Origin of the sequence: uncultured Streptomyces sp. (assembly GCF_947488945.1) — a bacterium.
Classification (GTDB): domain Bacteria; phylum Actinomycetota; class Actinomycetes; order Streptomycetales; family Streptomycetaceae; genus Streptomyces.
In genome coordinates this window covers 73,019-95,626 of sequence record NZ_CANLBS010000001.1, presented here as the reverse complement: position 1 = coordinate 95,626, position 22,608 = coordinate 73,019, and the positions used below count along the sequence as shown (strand labels likewise).

General features: G+C 71.1%; 19 protein-coding genes and 2 tRNA genes. 18 read left to right on the top strand and 3 right to left on the bottom strand.

The features are described from left to right. Positions 1–114 precede the first annotated feature (114 nt). Positions 115–714, bottom strand: coding sequence for a dTDP-4-dehydrorhamnose 3,5-epimerase (gene rfbC, locus Q0994_RS00420; protein WP_299527393.1), 600 nt, complete (start codon positions 712–714; stop codon positions 115–117). Between the two features lie 172 nt (positions 715–886). Further along, positions 887–2,911, bottom strand: a complete 2,025-nt coding sequence (locus tag Q0994_RS00415; protein ID WP_299527391.1) for a glycosyltransferase family A protein — start codon at positions 2,909–2,911, stop codon at positions 887–889. 320 nt (positions 2,912–3,231) lie between these two features. Here Q0994_RS00415 and Q0994_RS00410 point away from each other — a divergent pair, with 320 nt between their 5' ends. From Q0994_RS00410 to Q0994_RS00385, 6 genes are all read left to right on the top strand, one after another. Beyond that, on the top strand, positions 3,232–4,698 hold the full coding sequence (locus Q0994_RS00410) for an acyltransferase (protein WP_299527389.1): 1,467 nt from the start codon (positions 3,232–3,234) through the stop codon (positions 4,696–4,698). Between the two features lie 222 nt (positions 4,699–4,920). Continuing rightward, positions 4,921–6,048, top strand: coding sequence for a glutamate 5-kinase (proB, locus tag Q0994_RS00405; RefSeq protein ID WP_299527387.1), 1,128 nt, complete (start codon positions 4,921–4,923; stop codon positions 6,046–6,048). A gap of 123 nt (positions 6,049–6,171) precedes the next feature. Further along, positions 6,172–6,672, top strand: a complete 501-nt coding sequence (locus tag Q0994_RS00400; protein ID WP_299527385.1) for a hypothetical protein — start codon at positions 6,172–6,174, stop codon at positions 6,670–6,672. A gap of 81 nt (positions 6,673–6,753) precedes the next feature. Then, complete coding sequence (locus Q0994_RS00395) at positions 6,754–8,037, top strand: glutamate-5-semialdehyde dehydrogenase (protein WP_299527383.1); 1,284 nt, start codon at positions 6,754–6,756, stop codon at positions 8,035–8,037. Positions 8,038–8,112: 75 nt separating this feature from the next. Continuing rightward, on the top strand, positions 8,113–8,709 hold the full coding sequence (locus Q0994_RS00390; protein ID WP_299527381.1) for a hypothetical protein: 597 nt from the start codon (positions 8,113–8,115) through the stop codon (positions 8,707–8,709). Between the two features lie 566 nt (positions 8,710–9,275). Beyond that, positions 9,276–10,346 carry a hypothetical protein gene (locus Q0994_RS00385; RefSeq protein ID WP_299527380.1) on the top strand — a complete coding sequence of 357 codons (1,071 nt, stop codon included), beginning with the start codon at positions 9,276–9,278 and terminating at the stop codon, positions 10,344–10,346. A 14-nt stretch (positions 10,347–10,360) separates the two neighbouring features. On the opposite strand, the gene Q0994_RS00380 is transcribed toward Q0994_RS00385, so the two are convergent. Beyond that, positions 10,361–11,467, bottom strand: coding sequence for a M48 family metallopeptidase (locus Q0994_RS00380; RefSeq protein WP_299527378.1), 1,107 nt, complete (start codon positions 11,465–11,467; stop codon positions 10,361–10,363). 111 nt (positions 11,468–11,578) lie between these two features. Between Q0994_RS00380 and Q0994_RS00375 the strand changes: the two genes are divergently transcribed. The 12 genes from Q0994_RS00375 to Q0994_RS00320 all read left to right on the top strand — a co-directional run bounded on the left by Q0994_RS00375 (position 11,579) and on the right by Q0994_RS00320 (position 21,996). Next, complete coding sequence (locus Q0994_RS00375) at positions 11,579–11,731, top strand: hypothetical protein (protein ID WP_299527376.1); 153 nt, start codon at positions 11,579–11,581, stop codon at positions 11,729–11,731. 84 nt (positions 11,732–11,815) lie between these two features. Next, a complete protein-coding gene (locus Q0994_RS00370; RefSeq protein WP_299527374.1) occupies positions 11,816–11,977 on the top strand; it encodes a hypothetical protein in 162 nt (53 codons plus the stop codon). A 32-nt stretch (positions 11,978–12,009) separates the two neighbouring features. Next, positions 12,010–12,627, top strand: coding sequence for a nicotinate-nucleotide adenylyltransferase (gene nadD, locus Q0994_RS00365; RefSeq protein WP_299527372.1), 618 nt, complete (start codon positions 12,010–12,012; stop codon positions 12,625–12,627). Between the two features lie 19 nt (positions 12,628–12,646). Continuing rightward, the gene (locus tag Q0994_RS00360; protein ID WP_299527370.1) at positions 12,647–14,410 is read left to right on the top strand and encodes an LCP family protein; all 1,764 of its coding nucleotides are present in this window, start codon (positions 12,647–12,649) and stop codon (positions 14,408–14,410) included. A 113-nt stretch (positions 14,411–14,523) separates the two neighbouring features. Then, positions 14,524–14,955: a ribosome silencing factor gene (gene rsfS / locus Q0994_RS00355; protein WP_299527368.1), complete on the top strand. Its 432-nt coding sequence runs from the start codon at positions 14,524–14,526 to the stop codon at positions 14,953–14,955. Beyond that, positions 14,952–15,605 (top strand): histidine phosphatase family protein, encoded by a 654-nt coding sequence (locus tag Q0994_RS00350; protein ID WP_299528109.1) that lies wholly within the window; start codon positions 14,952–14,954, stop codon positions 15,603–15,605. Before rsfS ends, Q0994_RS00350 begins: the two co-directional genes overlap by 4 nt. A gap of 116 nt (positions 15,606–15,721) precedes the next feature. After that, positions 15,722–15,794, top strand: a tRNA-Ala gene (locus tag Q0994_RS00345). Positions 15,795–16,366: 572 nt separating this feature from the next. Then, positions 16,367–16,600: a hypothetical protein gene (locus Q0994_RS00340; protein ID WP_299527366.1), complete on the top strand. Its 234-nt coding sequence runs from the start codon at positions 16,367–16,369 to the stop codon at positions 16,598–16,600. Positions 16,601–16,757: 157 nt separating this feature from the next. Next, positions 16,758–16,830: transfer RNA gene (locus Q0994_RS00335), tRNA-Ala, on the top strand. A 329-nt stretch (positions 16,831–17,159) separates the two neighbouring features. Further along, positions 17,160–20,027, top strand: a complete 2,868-nt coding sequence (gene leuS, locus Q0994_RS00330; protein ID WP_299527364.1) for a leucine--tRNA ligase — start codon at positions 17,160–17,162, stop codon at positions 20,025–20,027. A 166-nt stretch (positions 20,028–20,193) separates the two neighbouring features. Next, a complete protein-coding gene (locus tag Q0994_RS00325; protein ID WP_299528107.1) occupies positions 20,194–20,958 on the top strand; it encodes a hypothetical protein in 765 nt (254 codons plus the stop codon). 192 nt (positions 20,959–21,150) lie between these two features. Then, complete coding sequence (locus Q0994_RS00320) at positions 21,151–21,996, top strand: DegV family protein (RefSeq protein WP_299527362.1); 846 nt, start codon at positions 21,151–21,153, stop codon at positions 21,994–21,996. The last annotated feature ends 612 nt before the right edge of the window (positions 21,997–22,608 follow it).

Below are 22,608 nucleotides of genomic sequence, written 5' to 3'. Positions count from 1 at the left end.
CGGCCTCCGTCGTAGCCGCCCGGCCCTTGCGCGGCACCGGGCCCATGCGCACGGAAACGGGACGGGTCCGGCCGGTGTGTACCGGCCGGACCCGTCCCGTGCGTGTGCCGTCCGTCAGCCGCGGGCGCGCAGCTCGGCGGCGTACGCCTGGCACGCCTCGTAGGACGGCAGGAGACCCTGCTGCTCGGCCTCGGCGAGGCTCGGGGCGGCGGCGTCCTTGTCGGACAGCAGCGGAGTGATGCCCTCCGGCCACTCGATGCCCAGCGCGGGGTCGAGCGGGTTGATGCCGTGCTCGCGGCCGGGCGCGTAGCCCTCGGAGCAGAGGTAGACCACGGTCGCGTCGTCCGTCAGCGCCATGAACGCGTGGCCGAGCCCCTCGGAGAGGTACACCGCGTGGTGGTCCACGTCGTCCAGGCGCACGGCCTCCCACTGCCGGTAGGTGGGGGAGCCGACCCGGATGTCCACGATGACGTCCAGGACGGCGCCGCGCACGCACTTGACGTACTTGGCCTGGCTGGGGGGCACGTCGGCGAAGTGGATCCCGCGCAGCGTCCCCCGGCTGGAGACCGAGCAGTTGGCCTGGGCGAGCCGCAGGCCGTGGCCCGCCGCCTCCGCGAAGTCCGCCTCCTTGAACCACTCGTGGAAGCTGCCCCGGCTGTCGGGGAAGATCTTCGGTTCGTGCACCCACGCCCCGGAGATGGCGAGCTGGCGCATCTGATCACGTCCTTACGTCTGTGCTGAACGTCTGTGCTGAAGTCATTCGGTTCCGACGTCCGGCGCCGCCGGTGCGGTTTCACCGGACGTCGTGGCCGGCCGCCGGAGCGCGGGCGGGGACGCCTGTGTCCCCGCCCGCGCTCCGCCGTCCGCGGTCCTGGTGGCGGAGCGGTCAGCCCGTCACGCGTGCGGCGAGCTTGCGCGCCTTGCGCCGGGCCTTCGCGGGCAGCCGGCGAACGATCGGGCCGCCGACGCTGCGCAGGGCGCTGCGGACGGTGGCCTTGCGGCGCTTGGCCGACATCTGCGCCATGAGCTCGGCGCTCACGACGGGCAGGTCCGCGGGCAGCGTGAGACGGCCGTCCTGACCGACCGTCACGTCGCAGAGGACCAGCGGCGGGTTCTTCGGCCCGTCGAGACGGACCGAGAGCGTCCAGGTGCCGGCCGGAACGTCGGAGGCGCGCTTGGGGACCGGCAGGTGGGCCCGGTTCTCCACCGCGCGCAGTTGCGTCGGGAGCACCCGGTCGGTGCCGCCGGGGTTGCTGAGCACCAGTTCGACCGCGGACGGGGCGGTCGAGGAGGTGGTGAACAGGTCCAGCCGCAGCTCGGGGCTGTTGCCGGGGGTCCGCATCACCGGGCGGCCCTCCAGGTACTCGGCGAGCTTCTTGGCCCGCCGTGCCACGTCGAGGGTGAGGTTGCCGAACGGGTCCGTGAAGTAGGGGATCACGGCGCGGGCGGGGGAGCCCAGCGATGCCGGAAGGCAGGACGCGTCGACGGTCTCCGCGCGGTCGGCGCCGAGCCGTGCCTTGCGCACCAGGCCCAGGCCGCGCAGTGGCACCCAGATGTCCCAGAAGCCGCGCGAGACGCGGCCGCGGCCCTTGACCGCCTCCGAGGTGACGAAGCCGCGTCCGTGCAGGACGACTTCGCACACCTCGCCGTCGATGGTCTCGACCTCGCTGGTGAACGTGGCCGGGCAGGCCCACTCGACCGCGGTCTCACGGTTGCGCAGCGAGAGTTCGCCGGCGTAACCGTCGATGTCGTCCGTCACGTCCAGGAGCTCACCCGCGGGGAGGAGGCCCTCGGTGAGCTTCGGGTCGAGGTAGAGCTTGCCGTCGCGGCGCACCAGGGTGACCGGAGCCTCGTCCTCGCCGTGCACGAGCCGCCCGGTGACGCGCAGGGCGGCCCGTCCGTCCGGCTGCCAGTCGAACTCCTCCAGGCGCGCCTTCGCCTTGACGGAGGCGGCCAGCCGGGCGATGCGGAGCAGGCCCTGGCGGTCGTCGTTGCGCAGCAGGGTGGAGCGGAGCCGCTGGAGGGGGCCGAGTCCGTTGTGCACCCCGTCGTGCATGAAGTCCTCGGCGAGGCCCTCGACGGCGTCCACCATCTCGTCCAGGAACTCGGGTGTGTACTTCAGCACGGCGGGCTCGGAGAGACGCGAGAGCATCTCGACGCGGTAGAAGCGGCGGAGCAGCAGGTCCCGGAAGTCACCCGGCTCGGTGTTCTCCACGACCACGTCGAGGACTTCGCGGAGGTTCCCGTAGTAGCCCGACGGGATGATTTTCGCGGATCCGGCGTTCTGGCCGTCATCGCGCCGCGAGTAGTAATAGCAGGTGTAATTGCCGAGGATGGAGACGACCTTCGCGGGGAAGTACGCCTGCATCATGTAGAGCTGGTCCTCGAGCCGCCGCTTCCCCTCGGGATAGGCGATGTTGTTCTCGCGGAGGAACTCCGTGCGGAACATCTTGTGCGGCGTCAGGCTGTCGTACAGCGGGGCGTCCCGCAGGGTGCACTTCTCGCGGTTGACCTTGAAGACACCGTGCGGCACGCCACGGAAGTTGCTGGCCACCTTGCCGATGACGATGTCCGAGCCGTTGCGGTGGCCCATGTCGTAGAGGCGCTTGAGGGCCTCCGAGGCGAGGTAGTCGTCCTGGTCGACGAACTGGACGTATTCGCCCTTGGCCTCCGCCACGCCGATGTTGCGAGGCTTGCCCGGCCACCCCGAATTAGGGATGGTGATCACACGGAAGTGCGGGTGTTCCGTCGCCAGCTTTTCCAGTCGCGAGGCAGTGTCGTCCGTCGACCCGTCATTGACGAACAGGACTTCGAACTCCTCCGGAGGGAGCGTCTGACGCAGCAGGGAATCGATGCACGGATCGATGTACTTACCCGGGTTGTACACCGGAATGACGACACTGACTTTCACTGACACAACTGTGTCCCATCTCTTGTGGGAACCCTGAACGCGAAGGCGGATCGGGATCGGAGGCCGGTCGGAGTGCGGGCCACCGCCCGCAAGCACCATAGCGGCTGTGGCGGATCGAACAGTTCGGCCCGGAGCGCGCTATGTCATGTACGGTGCATCAAAGGGGTGTGTCCCAGTGCCCCTCGTCGAGTGCAAGTGACACACCTTACATCTGCTCCCGCAGTCGTGAGCCCGTCTTCGGGAGCATCCGGAACGCGGCAGACCGTGCTGCCTTGGGGAGAGGTGCCATCATTTCGCTTACCCGCACCGGTGACCGACGCATGCGGTGGTCGCACGGTTCCGTGGCGGAGCGTTTCTCCGGGCGCGACAACAGCCTGGGGATCATCAGATTCGTTCTCGCTTCGGCGGTCGTGGTCTCGCACGCGAGCGTGCTGGGATTCGGCGACAAGGAGTTCGGTCACTATTTCAGCCACGGGCAGACCGACTTGGGCAAGCTGGCCGTCTACGGCTTCTTCGTCCTGTCGGGCATCCTGGTCACACGCAGCGGCAAGAGGCTGCCGGTCGGCCGGTTCCTCTGGCACCGGGCCCTGCGCCTGCTCCCCGGCCTCTGGGTCTGCCTGGCGGTGACCGCCTTCGTCGTCGCCCCCTTCCTGTACTGGCGGCAGCAGGGCGGGCTGGAAGGTTTCTGGGGGCACTCGAGAGGGCCGCTGGACTACCTGTGGTCGAACTGGGCCGTGGCGCCGCGGCAGAACGACGTCTCCGGCGTCATCGCCACGTCCCGCGACTCGGGACTCGCGCACAGCCCGAGCATCGACGCCGCCCTGTGGTCCTTGCGGTACGAGGTCCTCTGCTACTTCGGGGTCGCGATCCTGGCGATCACGGGTGTCCTCACCCGCGCGCGCCGCGCCGTGCTCCTGCTGGTGGTCGTGCTCGGCTGGCTGATTCTCCAGGACGCCGTCCACGCGCCGTTCTGGGCGGGTTCGGACGACTCGTCCTACTCCGTGAGCTTCGTGCTTGTGGAGGTCATGGGGAAGTTCGACCCCGACGTCATCCTCTACCTCTCCTTCGCGTTCGCGGTGGGCTCGCTGATCGAGCTCTACCGTGAGCGCGTCCCGGTCAGCGACGTGCTGGGCGTCACCTCGGCCGTGGTGCTGATGGTGACCATCCACTACGGCTACCTCTTCATCTTCGGGCTGCTCGCCTTCGCCTACCTGCTGCTGTGGCTCGCCATCCGGCTCCCCGCTCCTTTCCGCAGGATCGCCTCCCGCAACGACTATTCGTACGGGATCTACATCTACGGGTTCGTGGTCCAGCAGGCGCTGGTGGCGCTCGGAGGCGCCCGCTGGGGGTTCTGGCCGTTCCTGCTGATGTCGCTGATCGGGTCCACCGCCGTCGCCGCGTTCTCCTGGCACCTGGTGGAGCGGCCCGCGATGAAGCTGAAGGACCTCGGCCTCCGGCGACCGGAACCAGCCGTGGTACCGGCCTCCGTCGCGGACTCCGGGACGACGAAGCCGACCGCCGCGGCGGGATCCGCGACGACCGCCGGAGCCGGGACGCCGGCCGATGCGCGGCGGCCGGGAGCGCACCAGGAACCCGGACGGTCTCAGGAACCCGGACGGTCTCAGGAACCCGGACGGTCTCAGGAATCCGGACGGTCTCAGGAGCCCGCACGCTCGTGGGAGCCCGGACCGGCCCGCGCCGCGTCGGGCCGGCCGGCGAAGAGCGCGCAGAGCGCCGCGGACGGCCCGGAACGCGAGTTCACCGAGAGCCGCTTCACCGCCGGCTGACCCGCCCTCCGTGACCGTGTGCGGCCGCGCCCTCCGCGAAGGGCGCGGCCGCACACGCGGTCCGGTCCGCGGCGCCGCCGTGCCCCGCTCCGCCCGCGGTGGCCGCCCGCACCGGAGCGGGCCGCCGCTGTCCAGTGACCGGAACGTCCGCGCGCCGGACACCCCGACTGGCATAGATTCGGGCGCGTGACAGCGGTAGGGGAGACAGTGGCGAGGCAGCACGTGACAGAAGCCCGCAGGATCGTCGTGAAGGTCGGGTCCTCCTCGCTGACCACGGCCGTCGGCGGTCTCGACGCCGACCGGGTCGATGCCCTCGTCGACGTCCTGGCCAAGGTCCGCGACGGCGGCGAACGGGAGATCGTCCTCGTGTCCAGCGGGGCGATCGCCGCGGGGCTCGCCCCGCTCGGACTCGTCCGCAGACCGAAGGACCTCGCCCGCCAGCAGGCCGCTGCCAGCGTCGGGCAGGGCCTGCTGGTTGCCCGCTACACGGCCTCCTTCGCCCGGTACGGCGTACGCGTCGGGCAGGTGCTGCTCACCACCGACGACACCAGCCGCCGCGCCAGCTACCGCAACGCCTACCGGACCCTCGACCAGCTCCTGGAGATGGGGGCGGTGCCGGTCGTCAACGAGAACGACACCGTCGCCACCGACGAGATCCGGTTCGGGGACAACGACCGGCTCGCGGCCCTCGTCGCCCATCTCGTCCACGCCGATCTGCTGGTCCTGCTCTCCGACGTGGACGGGCTCTACGACGGCGACCCGAGCACCCCCGGCACCTCCCGCATCGCCGAGGTCACCGGCCCGGCAGATCTGGAGGGGGTCACGATCGGCAGCGCCGGCAAGGCGGGCGTGGGAACCGGCGGCATGGTCACCAAGGTCGAGGCGGCACGCATCGCCACCGCGGCCGGCATCCCGGTCGTGCTCACCTCCGCCTCGCACGCCGCCGACGCCCTCGCCGGACGCGACACCGGCACGTACTTCCACCGCACCGGCCGCCGCTCCGCCGACCGTCTGCTGTGGCTGGCCCACGCCTCGGCCCCGCGGGGCGCCCTCGTCCTCGACGACGGGGCGGTCCGCGCCGTCGTCGAGCGCAGGACCTCGCTGCTGCCCGCCGGGATCTCCGCGGTCGAGGGCGACTTCACGGCCGGCGACCCGGTCGAGCTTCGTGACCCCGCCGGGCGCCCGGTCGCCCGTGGGCTCGTCAACTTCGACGCCCGGGAGATCCCCCAGCTCCTCGGCCGCTCCACCCGCGACCTGGCGAAGGAACTCGGCCCCGCGTACGAGCGCGAGGTCGTACACAGGGACGATCTTGTCGTTCTCATGCCCCGTTCCACCCCCCGAATCGGCTGAAAAGTCCAGCCTCCGTACGGAGACCTTCACCAAAACCGCCCCACGCCCGCCCCGGGACTGGTCCACTTTGCCGTGGGGGTTCGCAGGGCCACAGCACGGCAACACATTCACAGGAGGCCGCCGGTGAGACGAGCGCGCCCGGGGGCGCCGCCCCGAGGAACGGGGACCCGTGCCCTGACGAGTGTCGGAGCGGGGGCCGGTTTCGACCGGAGCCTGCCGGCCGACCGCCCGGACGACGAGGGCGCCGAGCGGCTGCCGGCACCGGTGAAGGAGGAACGTGCCCCGTCCAAGCTGTGGCACGTCACGCTCTGCGTCTCGGGCGGCGAGACGCCTCTGCACGAGATCAGACGGGGCCTGGAGCAACTCGCCCACGACCACCCGTTCCTGCTGACCAGCCGGTACGCCAACGACCACGCCGAGATCCGCTACTGGGAAGAGGCGCGGGACCTCCACGACGCCGCAGCCGTGGCGCTGCGACTGTGGGGCGAGCACCGGTCCAGCGCGCAGTTGCCGCCCTGGGAGATCGTCGGGCTCGAGGTCATCGACCGGGAGACGTACCACCAGCGCGTCGCCGAGGGGTACGGGCCGCCGCCCGCCACCCCCGTGGGCGTACACCCGTACTGAGCCGCCCACCCTTCGGGGGAGGCCGTCTCGCATCACGGGATACGTGCCGGATGCCCGCAGAGGTCCCATTACTCTGCGGGCATGACCACGCTCTCGCCGTACGACAACATGTCCCCGGTCGCGCAGGCCGCCTACCGGGCACGCGCTGCCGCCGCCGACGTCGCGCCGCTGCCGCGTGCCGCGAAGGACGACGCGCTGCTGGCCGTCGCCGACGCTCTGGAGGTGCGCACCGCCGAGATCGTCGAGGCCAACGCCGAGGACGTCGCGCGGGCCCGGGCGGCGGGCACCAGCGACTCGATCGTGGACCGGCTCACCCTGACGCCCGAACGCGTGCGCGCCATCGCCGCGGACGTACGCGACGTGGCGGCGCTGCCCGACCCGGTGGGCGAGGTCGTGCGCGGCTCGACCCTGCCCAACGGCATCGACCTCCGCCAGATCCGCGTGCCGCTCGGAGTGGTCGGGATCATCTACGAGGCCCGGCCCAATGTCACGGCCGACGCCGCCGCCCTCTGTCTGAAGGCCGGCAACGCGGTGCTGCTGCGTGGGTCGTCCTCCGCCTCCGCCTCCAACACCGCACTCGTCCGCGTGGTGCGCGACGCGATCGGCGGCTCCGGCCTGCCGGCCGACGCGGTGCAGCTGGTACCGGGCGACAGCCGCGAGTCGGTACGCGAACTCATGCGGGCCCGCGGCCTGGTCGACGTGCTCATCCCGCGCGGCGGCGCTGCCCTGATCCGGACGGTCGTGGAGGAGTCGACCGTCCCCGTCATCGAGACCGGCACCGGCAACTGCCACGTCTACGTCGACGCGCAGACCGACCTGGCCATGGCGGTGGACATCCTCGTCAACTCCAAGGCGCAGCGCCCCAGCGTGTGCAACTCGGCCGAGACGCTGCTCGTCCACCGGGACGTCGCGGACAGCTTCCTGCCGCTCGCCCTGGACGCGCTGGCCGACGCGGGGGTGACGGTGCACGGCGACGAACGCGTCATGGCTCACGCCGCGGACTCCAAGGCGACCGTCGTGGAGGCGACCCCGGAGGACTGGGAGACGGAGTACCTGTCGTACGACATCGCGGCAGCGGTCGTGGATTCGCTGGACGCGGCCGTGGAGCACATCCGGCTCTGGTCGTCGGGGCACACCGAGGCGATCGTCACGACGTCGCAGGCCGCGGCCCGTCGCTTCACCCAGTTGGTGGATTCGACCACGGTCGCCGTCAACGCGTCGACCAGGTTCACCGACGGTGGCCAGTTCGGCTTCGGCGCCGAGATCGGCATCTCCACGCAGAAGCTGCACGCCCGCGGGCCGATGGGCCTTCCGGAGCTGACGTCGACCAAGTACATCGTCACCGGCGACGGTCACATCCGGTAACCGGCCGGCCCCGTCGCGTCGGCGGACTTCGCCGTCCCCCTGCCCCAACCGCCGCCGCGGGGCTACGCTGAGTCCGTGCCGGACGACGTGGGGGGCAGGCCGTTCCAGGACGGCTGGGAGCCCGACGACGACCGCGGGGGCGCTGACGAGGACTTCGCCTCCGTGGTGTTCGACGAGGCGTTCGTCCGGTCCGCCGAGTTCCACGAGCCCACCGCGGTGGAGAGGCTGGTCGCCGCCGCCGAGGCACGTGCCGAGGCGGAGGCGGCCCGGTTCGTCCACGGCGTGGGCGCCGTCGACGAGGACCTCTACGACGAGTACGCCCACGGCCGCGACGGGGCGTACGACGGCTGGGGGCCCGACGGGGACCCGCTGGACCCCGACGACCCGGCCCATGACGCCGTCCGGGGGCCGTACGGGCCCCACGGCGGGGCGCTGCGGCCCTACCGCGGCAGCGCCCGCTGGCACCGCCCGGTGGCCTGGCTGCTCGCCCTGCTGATGGGTATCGGCATGGTGGCCCTGGCCTTCAACGCGGTCTACCGGGGCGGGGCCGCTCCCCGGAGCGAAGCCCCCGCCCCGGCCTCGACCGGCGTCGACCCCACGCCGGGCGCACTGCCCTCGGCGGTCGTGGGCCCGTCCCGAGCACCGGTCTCCGTCCTGCCGCGCACTCCCTGATCCGGTCGCCTCGCCGCGTCCGACTCCGACGTTCGCCATGACCACTCCTTTCCCTCGTCGCGTGTCGTTGCCTGCTGTCCTGCTGTCCTGCTGTCCTGCTGTCCTGCTGTCCTGCTGGCTGTCACTGTCCTGCTGTCCTGCTGCTGCTGTCCTGGCTCTGTCCCGCTGTCTGTCCTGCTGTCCCGCTGTCGCGTTGTCGCGCCGCGGGTCCTCGTTCCGTTCCCGGCGGTTGTGGAGCCGCTCGGAGAGCGCGGCCGGGCCGTCGCACGGGCCGGCCGGTCACCCGGACGGATGCCCGCGAACGCGGGTGTTCCGGGCTGCCGGGGTGCTTGCTCCGGGCGGCCCCGATCCCACGTCCGGCGGGTCCCCGGCCCGCCCGTGCGGCGGCCCGCGGTCCGGCGGCCTCCACGCTTGCCCGCCGTCTCCGCGTTTACGGCGGAGCCGATCGACCTACCCTCAAGATGTGACCCCTCTTCCGGAGGGGGCTTCTCGCTGCCCGCGGCCACTCGGCCGGGCAGACCGTTGCGCACCGACCTCGGCCGGTGGTGTGGAGATCGGGAGAAGTCATGGCAGGCCGTGCGGATCCACCGGAAGAGACACCCGAGAACGGCGCGGGCGGCGACGACGAGTACCGCGCACTCGTCTTCGACGAGTCCTTCGTCCGGGCTGCCCGGCTGCAGGAGTTCTCCGCCCGGGAACGCATGGGCGACCACGCGCGTGCGGTCCGTTCCCTTCCCCGTCGCGCGACACGGCGCGGCCGGAGCGCGGCCACCCTGCTGGTGGCCCTGATCGCCCTGGCCTTCGCGGCCGCCGTCTACATCGGCTTCCGCCAGCCGTACATCGAACCCCTGCCGCAGCGGGCCGCACCGCTCCGTGCCACCGTCGTCCCCCTGGCCCCACGGGGCGCGGTGCCGGGCGGCGTGGCCGCCGACCTCGTCGAGGCCGGTCCGGCCGCCGGCTTCAGCACCGGGGCCGACGGCATCAATCTGCCGTCCGTCCGGCGGACCCAGAGCTTTTCGACGAGTCAGGTGACCGCGGCGCTGGCCACCGCCAAGGACTATCTGGTGGAGTCCTCCCTCAACCCCGACGTGATCACCGGTCATGAACAGCGCTCCGTCGAAGCCCTGCTGGACCCCGACCAGTCGGCCCAGTTCGAACGAAGCCAGGCCGCACCCGCCGACGACGGGGAACACGCCGCGACCGGCTGGGTGGTGCGCTTCGACCCCGGCGAGGTGGAACTCGCCGATCCGAGGATCAGGGTCCAAGGATCGCTGGACTACACGGAGACGGAGACCGGCGCGCTGGAGGTCCTGTCGGACCACACCTTCACGTACGTCCTGCGTCCCGCGGTCAACGGCCCTCAGCAGGCCGACGGAGCCTCGCTGTTCACCGTGCGCCGACAGATGCGCTTCATGTTCGACCGGGAGGATCTGCGGCTGCACCGGCTCGAGGTGCGCACCGCCTCGGTGCAGGCGGGGCCGCTCTCCTGCGCGGACGAGACCGCCGACGCACTGCACCCCCTGCTGGCGGGCGAACGGCCGGACGGGCGGGGGCCGGACGGGACCGACCCCTACGCCACCGGCAGCACTACCGCAGACCTCTGCGGCACCCTGAAGCTGCGTCCGCCCACCGCCTGACCTTTCCCCGAGGTTTACGCCCTTCCGGGCTCTCCGGAGCCCTCCGAGCCGTCGGGGCCGCCGTCACCGGTGTCCCGGGCGGCGCCGCGGTCCTGCCCGGCCGTGCCGGTGAACCGGTCGCGGAGCCGTCCTCCCAGGTCCCCGGCGCCGCCGGCTATGTCCCCGACGAACTTCAGCAGGGGATCCTTGCTGGTCCGCACCGTGTCGGCGTAGTGCGCGGCGGACTCGCGGAAGGAGTCCGTCACCGACGTGTCCTTGTCCTCGTCGCGCCGCGGGTAATGCCCGTCCATGAGGCGTTGGAAGTCCCGGCTCTCCGACCACTTCTTCAGCTCCGCGGCCCGCACGGTGGTGAAGGGATGGGAGCGGGGCAGCAGGTTCATGATCTTCAGCACGGAGTCCCGGAGATCGCCGGCCTTCTCGTACTCGTCGGCCTGGGCGAGGAACGCGTCCACGTTCATCTCGTGCAGGTGGTTGCCGCCCGCGATCTTCATCAGCCCCCGCATCGAGGCCCGGATGTCCTGGCCCACCAGCAGTCCGGCCCGGTCCGCGGACAGTTCGGACTTGCGGAACCACTCGCGCAGGGCCGTCACGATCGCCATGACCGCCACGTTGCCCAGCGGGATCCACGCCACCTTGAGGGCGAGCCCCGTGAGGAAGAGGAGCACCGTGCGGTAGACCGAGTGGCCGGAGAGGGCGTGGCCGACCTCGTGGCCCACCACCGCCCGCATCTCCTCCTCGTCCAGCAGCTCCACGAGTCCCGTGGTGACCACGATCAGCGGTTCGTCCAGGCCGATGCACATGGCGTTGGGCTGCGGGTCCTGGCGCACGTACATCTGGGGGACCTTCGCCAGGTCCAGGATGTAGCAGGCGTCCCGCAGCATGCCCTGGAGGTGGGCGAACTGGTCGTCGCTCACCCGCACGGAGTCGGAGAGGTAGAGAAGCCGGAGACTGCGCTCCGGCAGGAGCCCGCTCAGGGCCTTGAAGACCGTGTCGAAACCTGCCAGCTTGCGCAGGGCGACCAGCGCCGAGCGGTCCGCCGGGTGTTCGTAGGCACGGGACGAGATCCCCGGAAAACGCCTGCGACGCCTGCTCGGCGACTTCTCGTGCATGCTCTCGGTCATGGAAACCCCCCTGTTTCGCGCGAGACGCTCGCGCGTCCCCCTGACACGTCCAGCCTAGGTGCTGGCGCTACGGTGTGCGGGGGGCTGTGGATAACTTGAGGAGCGCCCGAAATGCCGCACACCGCCGTACTGCTCGCCGCCGCGTCCGAGGAGCAGGGGGCGGGGAACACGCTCCGGATCGTGCTGCTGGTCTCGCTGGTCGGAGCGGGGCTTCTGGCCTGGTTCCTGCTACGCGGTTACGGGAACGACGACTCCAACGACTGAGTCGCCGTGAGCGTGCCCGGACCGCCCGCATACGATGTGCCCGACGTCTTCCTTCCGACTCCCGATCGATAGGTCTTGCAGAAGATGAGCCTCACGAGCACCGCACACCAGCTTGTCACCCTCGCCGCGGAGAGCGGAGAAGGCGGGAACCACGAAAGCCTCAGCCCGTACCTGACCGGCGGAGGCGCCTTCGTCGTGCTGATGCTTCTGCTGTTCATCACCACCCGTTTCAACCGCGACCGCTGACGCCTGACGCCGTACCAGTAGGGTCTGCACGCATGGGAGAGCAGCAAGTGCCCGCCGGCCGCGGCAAGCGCCGACTGGGCGTCATGGGCGGGACATTCGACCCGATCCACCACGGACACCTCGTGGCGGCCAGTGAAGTGGCCGCCCGGTTCGATCTCGACGAGGTCGTCTTCGTACCGACCGGGCAGCCGTGGCAGAAGAGCCACAAGCAGGTCTCCCCGGCCGAGGACCGTTACCTGATGACGGTCATCGCCACCGCGTCCAACCCGCAGTTCTCGGTGAGCCGCAGCGACATCGACCGCGGCGGTCCGACGTACACCATCGACACGCTGCGGGATCTGCGCGAGGCCAACGACGACGCGGACCTCTTCTTCATCACCGGCGCCGACGCCCTTTCCCAGATCCTGACCTGGAGGGACGCGGAAGAGCTCTTCTCGCTCTCCCACTTCATCGGGGTGACCCGGCCGGGTCATGTGCTGACGGACGCGGGGCTGCCCGAAGGCGGGGTCTCCCTGGTGGAGGTGCCGGCCCTGGCGATCTCGTCCACCGACTGCCGGGGAAGGGTCGCGCAGGGGGATCCGGTCTGGTACCTGGTGCCCGACGGTGTGGTCCGCTACATCGACAAGCGCCAGTTGTACCGCGGCGAGTGAGCCACGGAGAGGGGCACCGGTGAACGACCGACAGAACCCGTACGACCCGTATGGCCAGCAGCCGCAGATCATCGGCTACGACGCGTACGGGCAGCCGGTGTACCAGCAGCCGGGACAGCAGCAGTACGACGGCTATCCGCCGGAGCAGACGCCGCAGGCTCCCGGTGACGGAGGAGCGCAGGGGGGCCAGTACGCGCAGCAGCCCGGCCAGGGCGGTCCCGCCGGGTACGGCTACGACTACGGCTACGACCCTTACGCCCAGCAGCAGCCCCAGGGCTACCAGCCCTACGCCGGCGGCACGCAGGCCGCGCCGGTGCAGCAGACCGGCCAGGCGCAGACCGCGCCGGGGCAGGAGACGGGCCCGCCGTACGCCTACGGCGGTCATGGGCACGACACCGGTCTGCACGCGGCCGTGCCGACCCAGCAGTGGAACATCCCCCAGCAGAGCGTGGCGCCCGAGGCGCCGGCCCCGCAGGCCGCCGGCCCGGCGGTTCCCGGTGCCGTGCCGGGACAGCGCCGGACGGAACCGGACTACCGCACCGAGCAGTTCGCGTTCATCGAGGAGCCGGACGAGGACTCCGAGGACGTCATCGACTGGCTGAAGTTCACCGAGAGCCGCAGTGAGCGGCGCGAGGAGGCGCGGCGGCGCGGGCGACACCGCATGGTCGCGCTGATCGTCGTCGTGGCGCTCGTCGTCGTCGGCGGGATCGGCTACCTGTGGTCCGCGGGCAAGATTCCCGGCCTCTCCGACGAGGAGGCAGGGGCGACCACCGTCGCGGGTGCGCAGAAGCGCGACGTCATCGTCGTCCACCTGCATGACACCAAGCACGGCGGTACCTCCACGGCCCTGCTCGTGGACAACGTCACCACCCGCCGGGGCACCACGATCCTGCTGCCCAACTCGCTCGCCGTGGCCAACGACGACGGCGCCACGACCACGCTCGGGAAGTCGGTCGACGAGGACGGCAGCACCGGGACCCGCGAGTCGATCGACACCCTGCTCGGCACGCGGATCACCGGAACGTGGCGGCTGGACACCCCGTACCTCGAGAACCTCGTCGAGCTGGTCGGCACCATCGAGGTCGACACGGACACCGACGTGCCCGACCCGAAGAAGGGTGCCGCCCCCGTCGTGCGCGAGGGCAAGGCGCAGACCCTGAGCGGCACCATGGCCGTCGCGTACGCCACGTACCGGGCTCCCGGTGAAGCCGAGGCGAAGCAGCTCACGCGGTTCGGGCAGGTCATGCGCGGCGTCCTGCGCAAGCTGTCGCAGGACCCGAAGGCCGCCACCGTCACGGTCCAGACCCTCGCGCAGATCCTCGACCCGTCGCTGCCGGAGGCGGATCTCGGCGCGTCCCTGGCGAAGCTCGCCTCGCACGCCAAGGTGGGCGACTACGCGACCGAACTGCTGCCCGTCGAGGCGGACGGGACGCTGACCGACGCGGCCGTGCGGAACGTGGTCAAGGAGGTCCTGGGCGGCGCGGTGAAGAGCCCGGCGAAGGACGCCCCGCTCCGGGTCGCGGTGAAGGACACCACCGGCGACGCCAAGGCCGTCAACGCCGCCCGTGCCGCGGTGCTCAACGGCGGGTACGCGTACGTCGACGGCGGCAAGGCCGACGCCGGGACGTCCTCGCAGGTGATCTACGGCAGCGCCGAGGACAAGCCGGCCGCCGCCGAGGTCGCCAAGACCCTCGGGCTGCCGGCCACGGCCGTCGAGCAGGGCGAGCCCTCCGCCAACGCGGACGTCTCGGTCGTCCTCGGTCAGGACTACGCGTACGAATGACGGGACCGGCCCCCGCGGTGCTCGTCGCCGCGGGGGCCGTGCCCTGTCCAGTAGGGCCTGTCGGCGGTCCGTGAGACCCTAGGGGTGACCCGACCGCCGACGAAAGCCTGCATGTGACCGCCACGGATCGCTCCATCGAGCTCATCAACGCCGCCGCTCAGGCGGCTGCCGACCGGCTCGCGCACGACATCATCGCCTACGACGTCAGTGACGTCCTGTCGATCACCGACGCCTTCCTGCTGGCCTCGGCCCCCAACGACCGCCAGGTCAAGTCGATCGTCGACGAGATCGAGGAGAAGCTCCAGAAGGAGCTCGGCGCCAAGCCGGTCCGCCGCGAAGGCGACCGCGACGCCCGCTGGATCCTCCTCGACTACGTCGACATCGTGATCCACGTCCAGCACAGCGAGGAGCGCGTCTTCTACGCCCTCGAACGACTGTGGAAGGACTGCCCCGAGATCGCGCTCCCCGAGGACGCGGTGAAGACCCGGGGCAAGGCCGAGGAGCACGCCCGGCTCAACGGCGGCCCGGAAGGTGACGAAAACTGAACGGCAGCAGCAGCGGCAGGGGCCGCAAGATCGTTCTCTGGCGCCACGGTCAGACCGCCTGGAACCTGGAGCGCAGGTTCCAGGGCACCACGGACATCGAGCTGACCGAAGCGGGCGTCGGGCAGGCCCGCCGCGCCGCTCGGCTGCTCGCGTCGCTCCGGCCGGACGCGATCGTCGCCTCGGACCTGCGGAGGGCGGCGGCGACAGCCGCCGAGCTCGCCGCGGTGACGGGTCTGACGGTGGCGCACGACGCGGGGCTGCGCGAGACCTACGCCGGCGCATGGCAGGGGCTCACGCACCCCGAGATCGTCGAGCGGTACGGCGAGCAGTACGCCGCCTGGAAGCGCGGCGAGCCCGTGCGGCGTGGCGGGGGCGAGCTGGAGACCGAGGTCGCCGACCGGGCGGCCCCCGTCGTACTGGAACACGCGGACAAGCTGCCGGACGGAGGGACGCTCGTCGTGGTCAGCCACGGCGGGACCATCCGGACGACCATCGGCCGTCTGCTCGGCCTGGAATCGCACCACTGGGAGGGCCTCGGCGGCCTGACCAACTGCTGCTGGTCCGTCCTCGGCGAGGGGGCTCGGGGCTGGCGCCTCATGGAGCACAACGCCGGGACGCTCCCCGAACCGGTGATCGGCGACGACGTCTGAGCGCTGCCCGAGAGGCTTCTGGCGGGCGGCCCCGGCCGGATTTCACTTTCCGGCTGGTCACAGGCTAAAGTTCTTCTTGTTCGCAGCGCGGAAACGCGGGAAACACAGTGAACAGCGGGGCTATAGCTCAGTTGGTAGAGCGCCTGCATGGCATGCAGGAGGTCAGGAGTTCAATTCTCCTTAGCTCCACAAGCGAGATCCCGTCCCCATCACCGGGGGCGGGATCTTCTGCGTTCCCGATCCCGCGCCTGGACCCTCCGCCGGGACGCTGAGAGCGCCCCCGGGCGCGCCGGGCCCGCGGGGTTACGTCCAGTCCCGCCGACCGGGCCGTGGGGCGGGCGGGGCGTCCGCGGCGCGTGCGAGGAAACGGAATCTCCGTGACGACCCCGGCTGATCCTCCGTCACATCGCCCCGGGCGCAAGGTGTGCGGTGCCGGCCCTCGGACCGGGTGCGCGAGGGGGACTCTGGCTCGGCGGGCTGACCCCTCTTGCGGCGGCATGGCAGAATCGGAGCGCCGGAGGGGGCGAGGGACCGATCGGGAGGGAGCGCGATGCCTGTGAGTCGCGAACAGGTCCCCGACCTGCCCTTCGCTCTCGGTGCGTCCCGCTCTCCGGCCACGTCCGCAGTTCCCGTGATTCCCGAACAACGGTCCCGTCCCGGCTGCCCGTCCCGTCGTACGTCCCCCGGGGTCCATGCCCCGGGAGCCGGCCTCGGGGTCTCCCACGCGCACACGGCCAGCGGCCACAGCTGGAGCTGACTGCATGGGTGCACACAGGCGGACCTGCGACTGGTGCGGCAGCGGTACGCCCATCGTCAGGGACATGGATCCGATCAATGCGGAATACCAGTACTGGTGTGAGGAGTGCGCGCGGGCGCTGATCATAAAAGGCGACCCCATCGAGACCTACCGGGAGCTCGAGGGGGAGCCGATCTACGGCAGGCTCCTCGAGGAGCACTGCACCCTCAAACGCTTCTACTCCTTCGCGACCGCCTGAGGCGCGGGTGACCGGCGGGGCGCCAGGCAACCCTGCCGCCTCCCCGTGGGGAAGATTCGGGCATATCGCCCCGGAGTGGAATCGATTTGGTGGTGGACCGGGGTGACCGTGTAATGTTCTCGATGTCGCCAAGGGAAACCGGGCGGCGGCAGAACAAGGGGCTATAGCTCAGTTGGTAGAGCGCCTGCATGGCATGCAGGAGGTCAGGAGTTCAATTCTCCTTAGCTCCACGGTGGAAAAGCGGGTCATCCGGACGGATGGCCCGCTTTTCGTCGTGGCGGGGTGTGCCGAGGGGCCGGATGCCAGGCTCGGCGCCCGGGCGGAGCTGTCCACGAGGCGGTCACACTCCGGAAGGGTCCCGGCCGGTGCGGTACCCTGACGCCATGCGTGCCGTACGCCTTCTGCTTAGCGAGCCGCGCTGATCACTCCCGACCGGTGAGACGGCCTGGTCGGAACCGGCGCGGCTTCCCCTCCTGTGCGAGGGGATTTTTCGTTTCCGTAGACGCGTGTCCTTGACCGTGGGCGCCGGCAGATGACGATCGATGGAGCTTTGAGGATCATGAGCGAGACGAATTCCGCAGCCGAGACGGCTGCGCCGCACCGCTACACGGCGGCCATGGCCGCCGACATCGAGGCACGCTGGCAGGACTTCTGGGACGCCGAGGGGACCTACGAGGCGCCGAACCCCGGCGGGGACCTGGCGGGCGACGCCGAGCTGGCGGCCAAGCCGAAGAAATTCATCATGGACATGTTCCCGTACCCCTCGGGCGCGGGGCTGCACGTGGGGCACCCGCTGGGCTACATCGCCACCGACGTCTACGCCCGCCACCAGCGCATGAGCGGTCACAACGTCCTGCACACCCTGGGCTTCGACGCGTTCGGCCTGCCCGCCGAGCAGTACGCCGTGCAGACCGGCACCCACCCGCGCGCCTCCACCGAAGCCAACATGGAGAACATGCGGGTCCAGCTGCGGCGGCTGGGACTGGGACACGACAAGCGGCGTTCGTTCGCGACGATCGAGGCCGACTACTACAAGTGGACCCAGTGGATCTTCCTGCAGATCTTCAACTCCTGGTACGACACCGACGCCGACCGGGCCCGCCCGATCGCCGAGCTGGTGGCCCAGTTCGAGAGCGGTGAGCGGCCGACCCCCGACGGCCGTGCGTGGAGCGGGCTGACCGCCGTCGAGCGTGCCGACCTGCTGAGCGAGTACCGGCTGGCCTACGCCTCCGACGCGCCCGTCAACTGGGCCCCGGGCCTGGGCACCGTGCTGGCCAACGAGGAAGTCACCGCCGACGGCCGTTCCGAGCGCGGCAACTTCCCGGTCTTCAAGGCCAAGCTGCGCCAGTGGAACATGCGGATCACCGCCTACGCCGACCGCCTGCTGAACGACCTGGACGCGCTGGACTGGCCGGAGGCCATCAAGCTGCAGCAGCGGAACTGGATCGGCCGCTCCGAGGGCGCCCGGGTCGACTTCCCCGTCGACGGAGCCGGCGACATCACCGTCTTCACCACCCGCCAGGACACGCTGTTCGGCGCGACTTACATGGTGCTGGCCCCGGAGCACGAGCTGGTGGAGCGGATCATTCCGGCCGCCTGGCCCGAGGGCACGCACCCCGTCTGGACCGGCGGCCACGCCACCCCGGCCGAGGCCGTCACCGCCTACCGCAAGCAGGCCGCCGCGAAGTCGGACGTCGAGCGCCAGGTCGAGGCCAAGGACAAGACGGGCGTCTTCACCGGTGCGTACGCGACCAACCCGGTCAGCGGCGAGCAGGTGCCGGTCTTCATCGCGGACTACGTCCTGGTGGGCTACGGCACCGGCGCGATCATGGCCGTGCCCGCGCACGACCCCCGCGACTTCGCTTTCGCGCGCGCCTTCGAGCTGCCGATGCGCTGCGTCGTGCAGCCGTCCGACGACCGCGGCACCGACCCCTCGACCTGGGACAGCGCCTTCGCGTCGTACGACGCGAAGCTGGTCAACTCCGCCAACGACCGGATCTCCCTGGACGGCCTGGGCGTCGCCGAGGCCAAGACCCGGGTCACGGCCTGGCTGGAGACGCACGGCGTCGGTGAGAGCACGGTCAACTTCCGTCTGCGCGACTGGCTGTTCAGCCGCCAGCGCTACTGGGGCGAACCCTTCCCGATCGTCTACGACGAGGAGGGCGTCGCCCACCCGCTGCCCGAGTCGATGCTGCCCCTGGAGCTGCCGGAAGTCGACGACTACTCGCCGCGCACCTTCGACCCGGACGACGCGAACACCCAGCCGGAGACCCCGCTGTCCCGGAACGCGGACTGGGTGAACGTCACGCTGGACCTGGGCGACGGGCCGAAGAAGTACCGGCGCGAGACCAACACCATGCCGAACTGGGCCGGGTCCTGCTGGTACGAGCTGCGCTACCTGGACCCGAACAACGAGCGCGAACTGGTCGACCCGTCGATCGAGCAGTACTGGATGGGCCCCCGCGAGGGCCAGCCACTGGGCGGCGTCGACCTGTACGTCGGCGGCGCCGAACACGCGGTGCTGCACCTGCTGTACGCCCGCTTCTGGTCGAAGGTGCTGCACGACCTGGGGCACATCTCCTCGGTCGAGCCGTTCCACAAGCTGTACAACCAGGGCATGATCCAGGCCTTCGTCTACCGCGACGGCCGGGGTATCCCGGTCCCGGCCGCAGAGGTCGAGGAGCGGGACGGGGCGTACTACTACGAGGGTGAGAAGGTCAGCCGCGTCCTGGGCAAGATGGGCAAGTCCCTGAAGAACGCCGTCACCCCGGACGAGATCTGCGCCGAGTACGGCGCGGACACCCTGCGGCTGTACGAGATGGCCATGGGCCCGCTGGACGTGTCGCGTCCCTGGGACACCCGTGCCGTGGTCGGCCAGTACCGCCTGCTGCAGCGGCTGTGGCGCAACGTGGTCGACGAGGAGACCGGCGAGGTCACCGTCGTCGACGCCGAGCCCGACGAGGACACGCTGCGCGCCCTGCACAAGGCCATCGACGGGGTCGCCCAGGACATGGCCGGGATGCGTTTCAACACCGCCATCGCCAAGGTGACCGAGCTGAACAACCACCTGACGAAGGCCAACGCCCCCGTCGCCCGGTCCGTTGCCGAGCGGCTGGTGCTGCTGGTCGCGCCGCTGGCCCCGCACATCGCGGAGGAGCTGTGGCGTCGCCTGGGCCACCAGGACTCGGTCGTCCACCAGGACTTCCCGGTCGCCGACCCGGCGTACGTCGTGGACGAGACCGTGACCTGCGTGGTGCAGGTCAAGGGCAAGGTCAGGGCCCGCCTGGAGATCTCCCCGGCTATCTCCGACGAGGAACTGGAAGCGCTGGCGCTGGCCGACGAGAATGTCGTGGCGGCCCTGGACGGCGCGGCCATCCGCAAGGTGATCGTGCGCGCACCGAAGCTGGTCAACATCGTTCCCGCCTGACACACACAGGGCGCCTCCGCCGTGCGGAGGGTCCCGGGTTTTCCCCTACGGGCAGGTTGGGGGTTCCGATGGAACCCCTGGCCTGCCCGTTGCGTTTACGGTGGAGAGGCGGCGGCCACCGGTGGCCGCGCGTCGTACCGACCCGATCGACTGCCGAGGGGCGTTCATGGAGACCGTGCTGTTGATCCTGACACTCCTCTTCGTCGCCTTCGTGGCGCTGGGCGTCTACGCCGGAGTCAAAGCCGTCAAGGCCGCCAAGCGGGGCGTCGACAGGACGATCACCCAGGCCCGCCGCTCGGTGGAGGACACCACGCTCCGCGCGAAGAGCCTCGGTCAGCCGGGCGTGGTGGGTGAGCTGGCCCAGCTCCGCCTGTCACTGCGCACCTCCATGCGGGCCACCCAGGAGGCGCTGCGGGCAGGCGCGGCGGAGGACGCCTCGCTCTCCGAGTCCCTCGGCCTCTTCGAGCGTCTCAGCGCGCACGGACGCGAGCTGGACGACGAACTGAGGCGGCTCGAACGCGAACCGGACCGGGCCACGGTGGCGTCGTTGATGCCGCGTCTGCGGGAGCGCACCGAGCGGATCACACACTCGGCCGAGTCCCTGCGGTGGGCGGCCCGGGACCGCGCCCGCCAGTTCGCGGACGAGGACTTCGACGCACTCAACGCCCAGATCGACGTGGAGGCGGGCGCACTGCGCCACTGGACGGTCGAGCAGCCGCAGGAGCGACCGGGAGGCCGGGAGGCGGACGGACCCGGCGGGTCCGGACCGCACGGTTCCTGGCCGGACTCGTCCGATGCCGCCCCCGCCCAGTCGTGGGCGGGCCCCACCGAGGAAGAGCCGCCTCAGCAGCAGTCGATCACGGCCGCGGACCCCGGGGCGCGCCCGACCTATCCGTGGCAGAAGTCGGCGAAGCCGGAGGCGACCAACTGAGTTCCCCCGGGGGCCGTACCCTCGGACGGCCCGGGGGTCTTACCCTCGGCGGGCATGGCTGTCCGTTGACGGGCATGCACGGCGCGGGCGCGACGCCCGCAGGCGCCGGGCTCTGATCCGGGCGGCGAACCGGCGAGCGGCGGACCGGGGCCGGGCTGCGGCGTCCAGGCGGCTACGGGTAACCTCCGGCTCATGTCCCGCCATGTCGCGATCGTCACCGATTCCACGGCCTACCTGCCGCCCCAGGCGATGGAACGGCACGGCATCACGGCTGTTCCCCTGACCGTCGTCCTGGGGAGCCAGGCCCTGGAGGACGGTACTGAGGCGTCGGCCCGTTCGCTGGCGCTGGCGCTGCAGAAACGCCACTCCGTCACCACGTCGATGCCGAGCCCGGAGACGTTCGCGGCGACGTACCGGGCAGCGGTGGACGCGGGGGCGGACGCGATCGTCTCGCTCCACCTCTCCTCGGAGATCTCCGGCACCTATGACGGCGCGGTGCGCGCCGCCAAGGAGGCTCCGGTGCCGGTGAGCGTCGTCGACACCGGCATGGTGGCCATGGCCCTGGGCTTCTGCGCGCTGTCCGCGGCCGAGGCGGCAGAGGCGGGCGGAACCGCCGAGGACGCCGTCGCCGCGGCGCAAGCCCGCGCGGAAGCCACCTCCACGTTCTTCTACGTCGACACGCTCGACTATCTGCGCCGGGGCGGTCGCATCGGCGCGGCCCAGGCGCTCCTCGGGTCCGCCCTGGCGGTGAAACCGCTGCTCCGGCTGTCGGAGGGGCGCATCGAGATGCTGGAGAAGGTGCGAACGGCCTCGAAGGCCATCGCCCGTCTCGAAGAGATCGTGGCCGAGTGCGCGGGGGACGCCCCGGTGGACATCGCGGTGCACCATCTCGCCGCGCCGGACCGGGCCGACGCACTGGCCGAACGGTTGCGGGCCCGGCTGCCGGGGCTGGCCGAACTGCACGTGAGTGAGGTGGGGGCGGTGATCGGCGCCCACACCGGACCAGGGTTGCTGGGGGCAGTGGTCTCACCGCGCTGAGGCGGTCCGGGACGGTCGCGGCCGTGCCGTGGGCAAGGACGCATAGGGCTCCAACGGGCACAGGGTCCGGTCCCTCTTCAGGGTGACGTGGTTATCCACAACTGCTGGGTTATTCACCGAAATTGAGGGCTCTCGGTGGGTTCCGCGAGATGTGTCTAACGTCCTGAGGCATGACGTACCGATCACTCGAATCCGCGTTCCGTCCGGCCGCGCCCATGGGCGTCGGTCGGCTTTCTTCCCAGCCCGTCGCCGGTGCGGCGGCTCCGTCGTCGGCCCGGACGATGGCAGCACCCGGCCAGACTTCTCCGTCACCGTTCCGGCCCGTCGATGTACCAGGCGCGGTTCCTCCGTCGTCGCCCCAGCCGGTCGGTGCTCCCGGAGCGGTCCGTCAGCCGGGCCACGGGAGCCCTCCGGAGGCAGTCCCTGCCTCCGGGCCGGGCCCGGCCCGGAGGCCGTTCGCTTCCCGGGCACGTCACGGCCCCGGCAGCCGTCCGCAGGGCCCTGCAGGGGCGGGCCCGGGGCGCCACGGGAGACGCCGCCCGGCGGGACGGGCCAGGGAGGACGCCGCCGCAGCCGGTCGGCTGCGGGCACACCAGCTGTTGACGGAAGGGC

What these genes read in the sequence shown, in the direction of transcription:
- nadD (WP_299527372.1), top strand. Translation starts at nt 12,010, where the DNA reads ATGGGAGAGCAGCAAGTGCCCGCCGGCCGCGGCAAGCGCCGACTGGGC.
- Q0994_RS00340 (WP_299527366.1), top strand. Translation starts at nt 16,367, where the DNA reads ATGGGTGCACACAGGCGGACCTGCGACTGGTGCGGCAGCGGTACGCCC.
- Q0994_RS00370 (WP_299527374.1), top strand. Translation starts at nt 11,816, where the DNA reads ATGAGCCTCACGAGCACCGCACACCAGCTTGTCACCCTCGCCGCGGAG.
- Q0994_RS00395 (WP_299527383.1), top strand. Translation starts at nt 6,754, where the DNA reads ATGACCACGCTCTCGCCGTACGACAACATGTCCCCGGTCGCGCAGGCC.
- Q0994_RS00380 (WP_299527378.1), bottom strand. Translation starts at nt 11,467, where the DNA reads ATGACCGAGAGCATGCACGAGAAGTCGCCGAGCAGGCGTCGCAGGCGT.
- leuS (WP_299527364.1), top strand. Translation starts at nt 17,160, where the DNA reads ATGAGCGAGACGAATTCCGCAGCCGAGACGGCTGCGCCGCACCGCTAC.
- Q0994_RS00325 (WP_299528107.1), top strand. Translation starts at nt 20,194, where the DNA reads ATGGAGACCGTGCTGTTGATCCTGACACTCCTCTTCGTCGCCTTCGTG.
- Q0994_RS00375 (WP_299527376.1), top strand. Translation starts at nt 11,579, where the DNA reads ATGCCGCACACCGCCGTACTGCTCGCCGCCGCGTCCGAGGAGCAGGGG.
- rfbC (WP_299527393.1), bottom strand. Translation starts at nt 714, where the DNA reads ATGCGCCAGCTCGCCATCTCCGGGGCGTGGGTGCACGAACCGAAGATC.
- Q0994_RS00320 (WP_299527362.1), top strand. Translation starts at nt 21,151, where the DNA reads ATGTCCCGCCATGTCGCGATCGTCACCGATTCCACGGCCTACCTGCCG.
- Q0994_RS00385 (WP_299527380.1), top strand. Translation starts at nt 9,276, where the DNA reads ATGGCAGGCCGTGCGGATCCACCGGAAGAGACACCCGAGAACGGCGCG.
- Q0994_RS00410 (WP_299527389.1), top strand. Translation starts at nt 3,232, where the DNA reads ATGCGGTGGTCGCACGGTTCCGTGGCGGAGCGTTTCTCCGGGCGCGAC.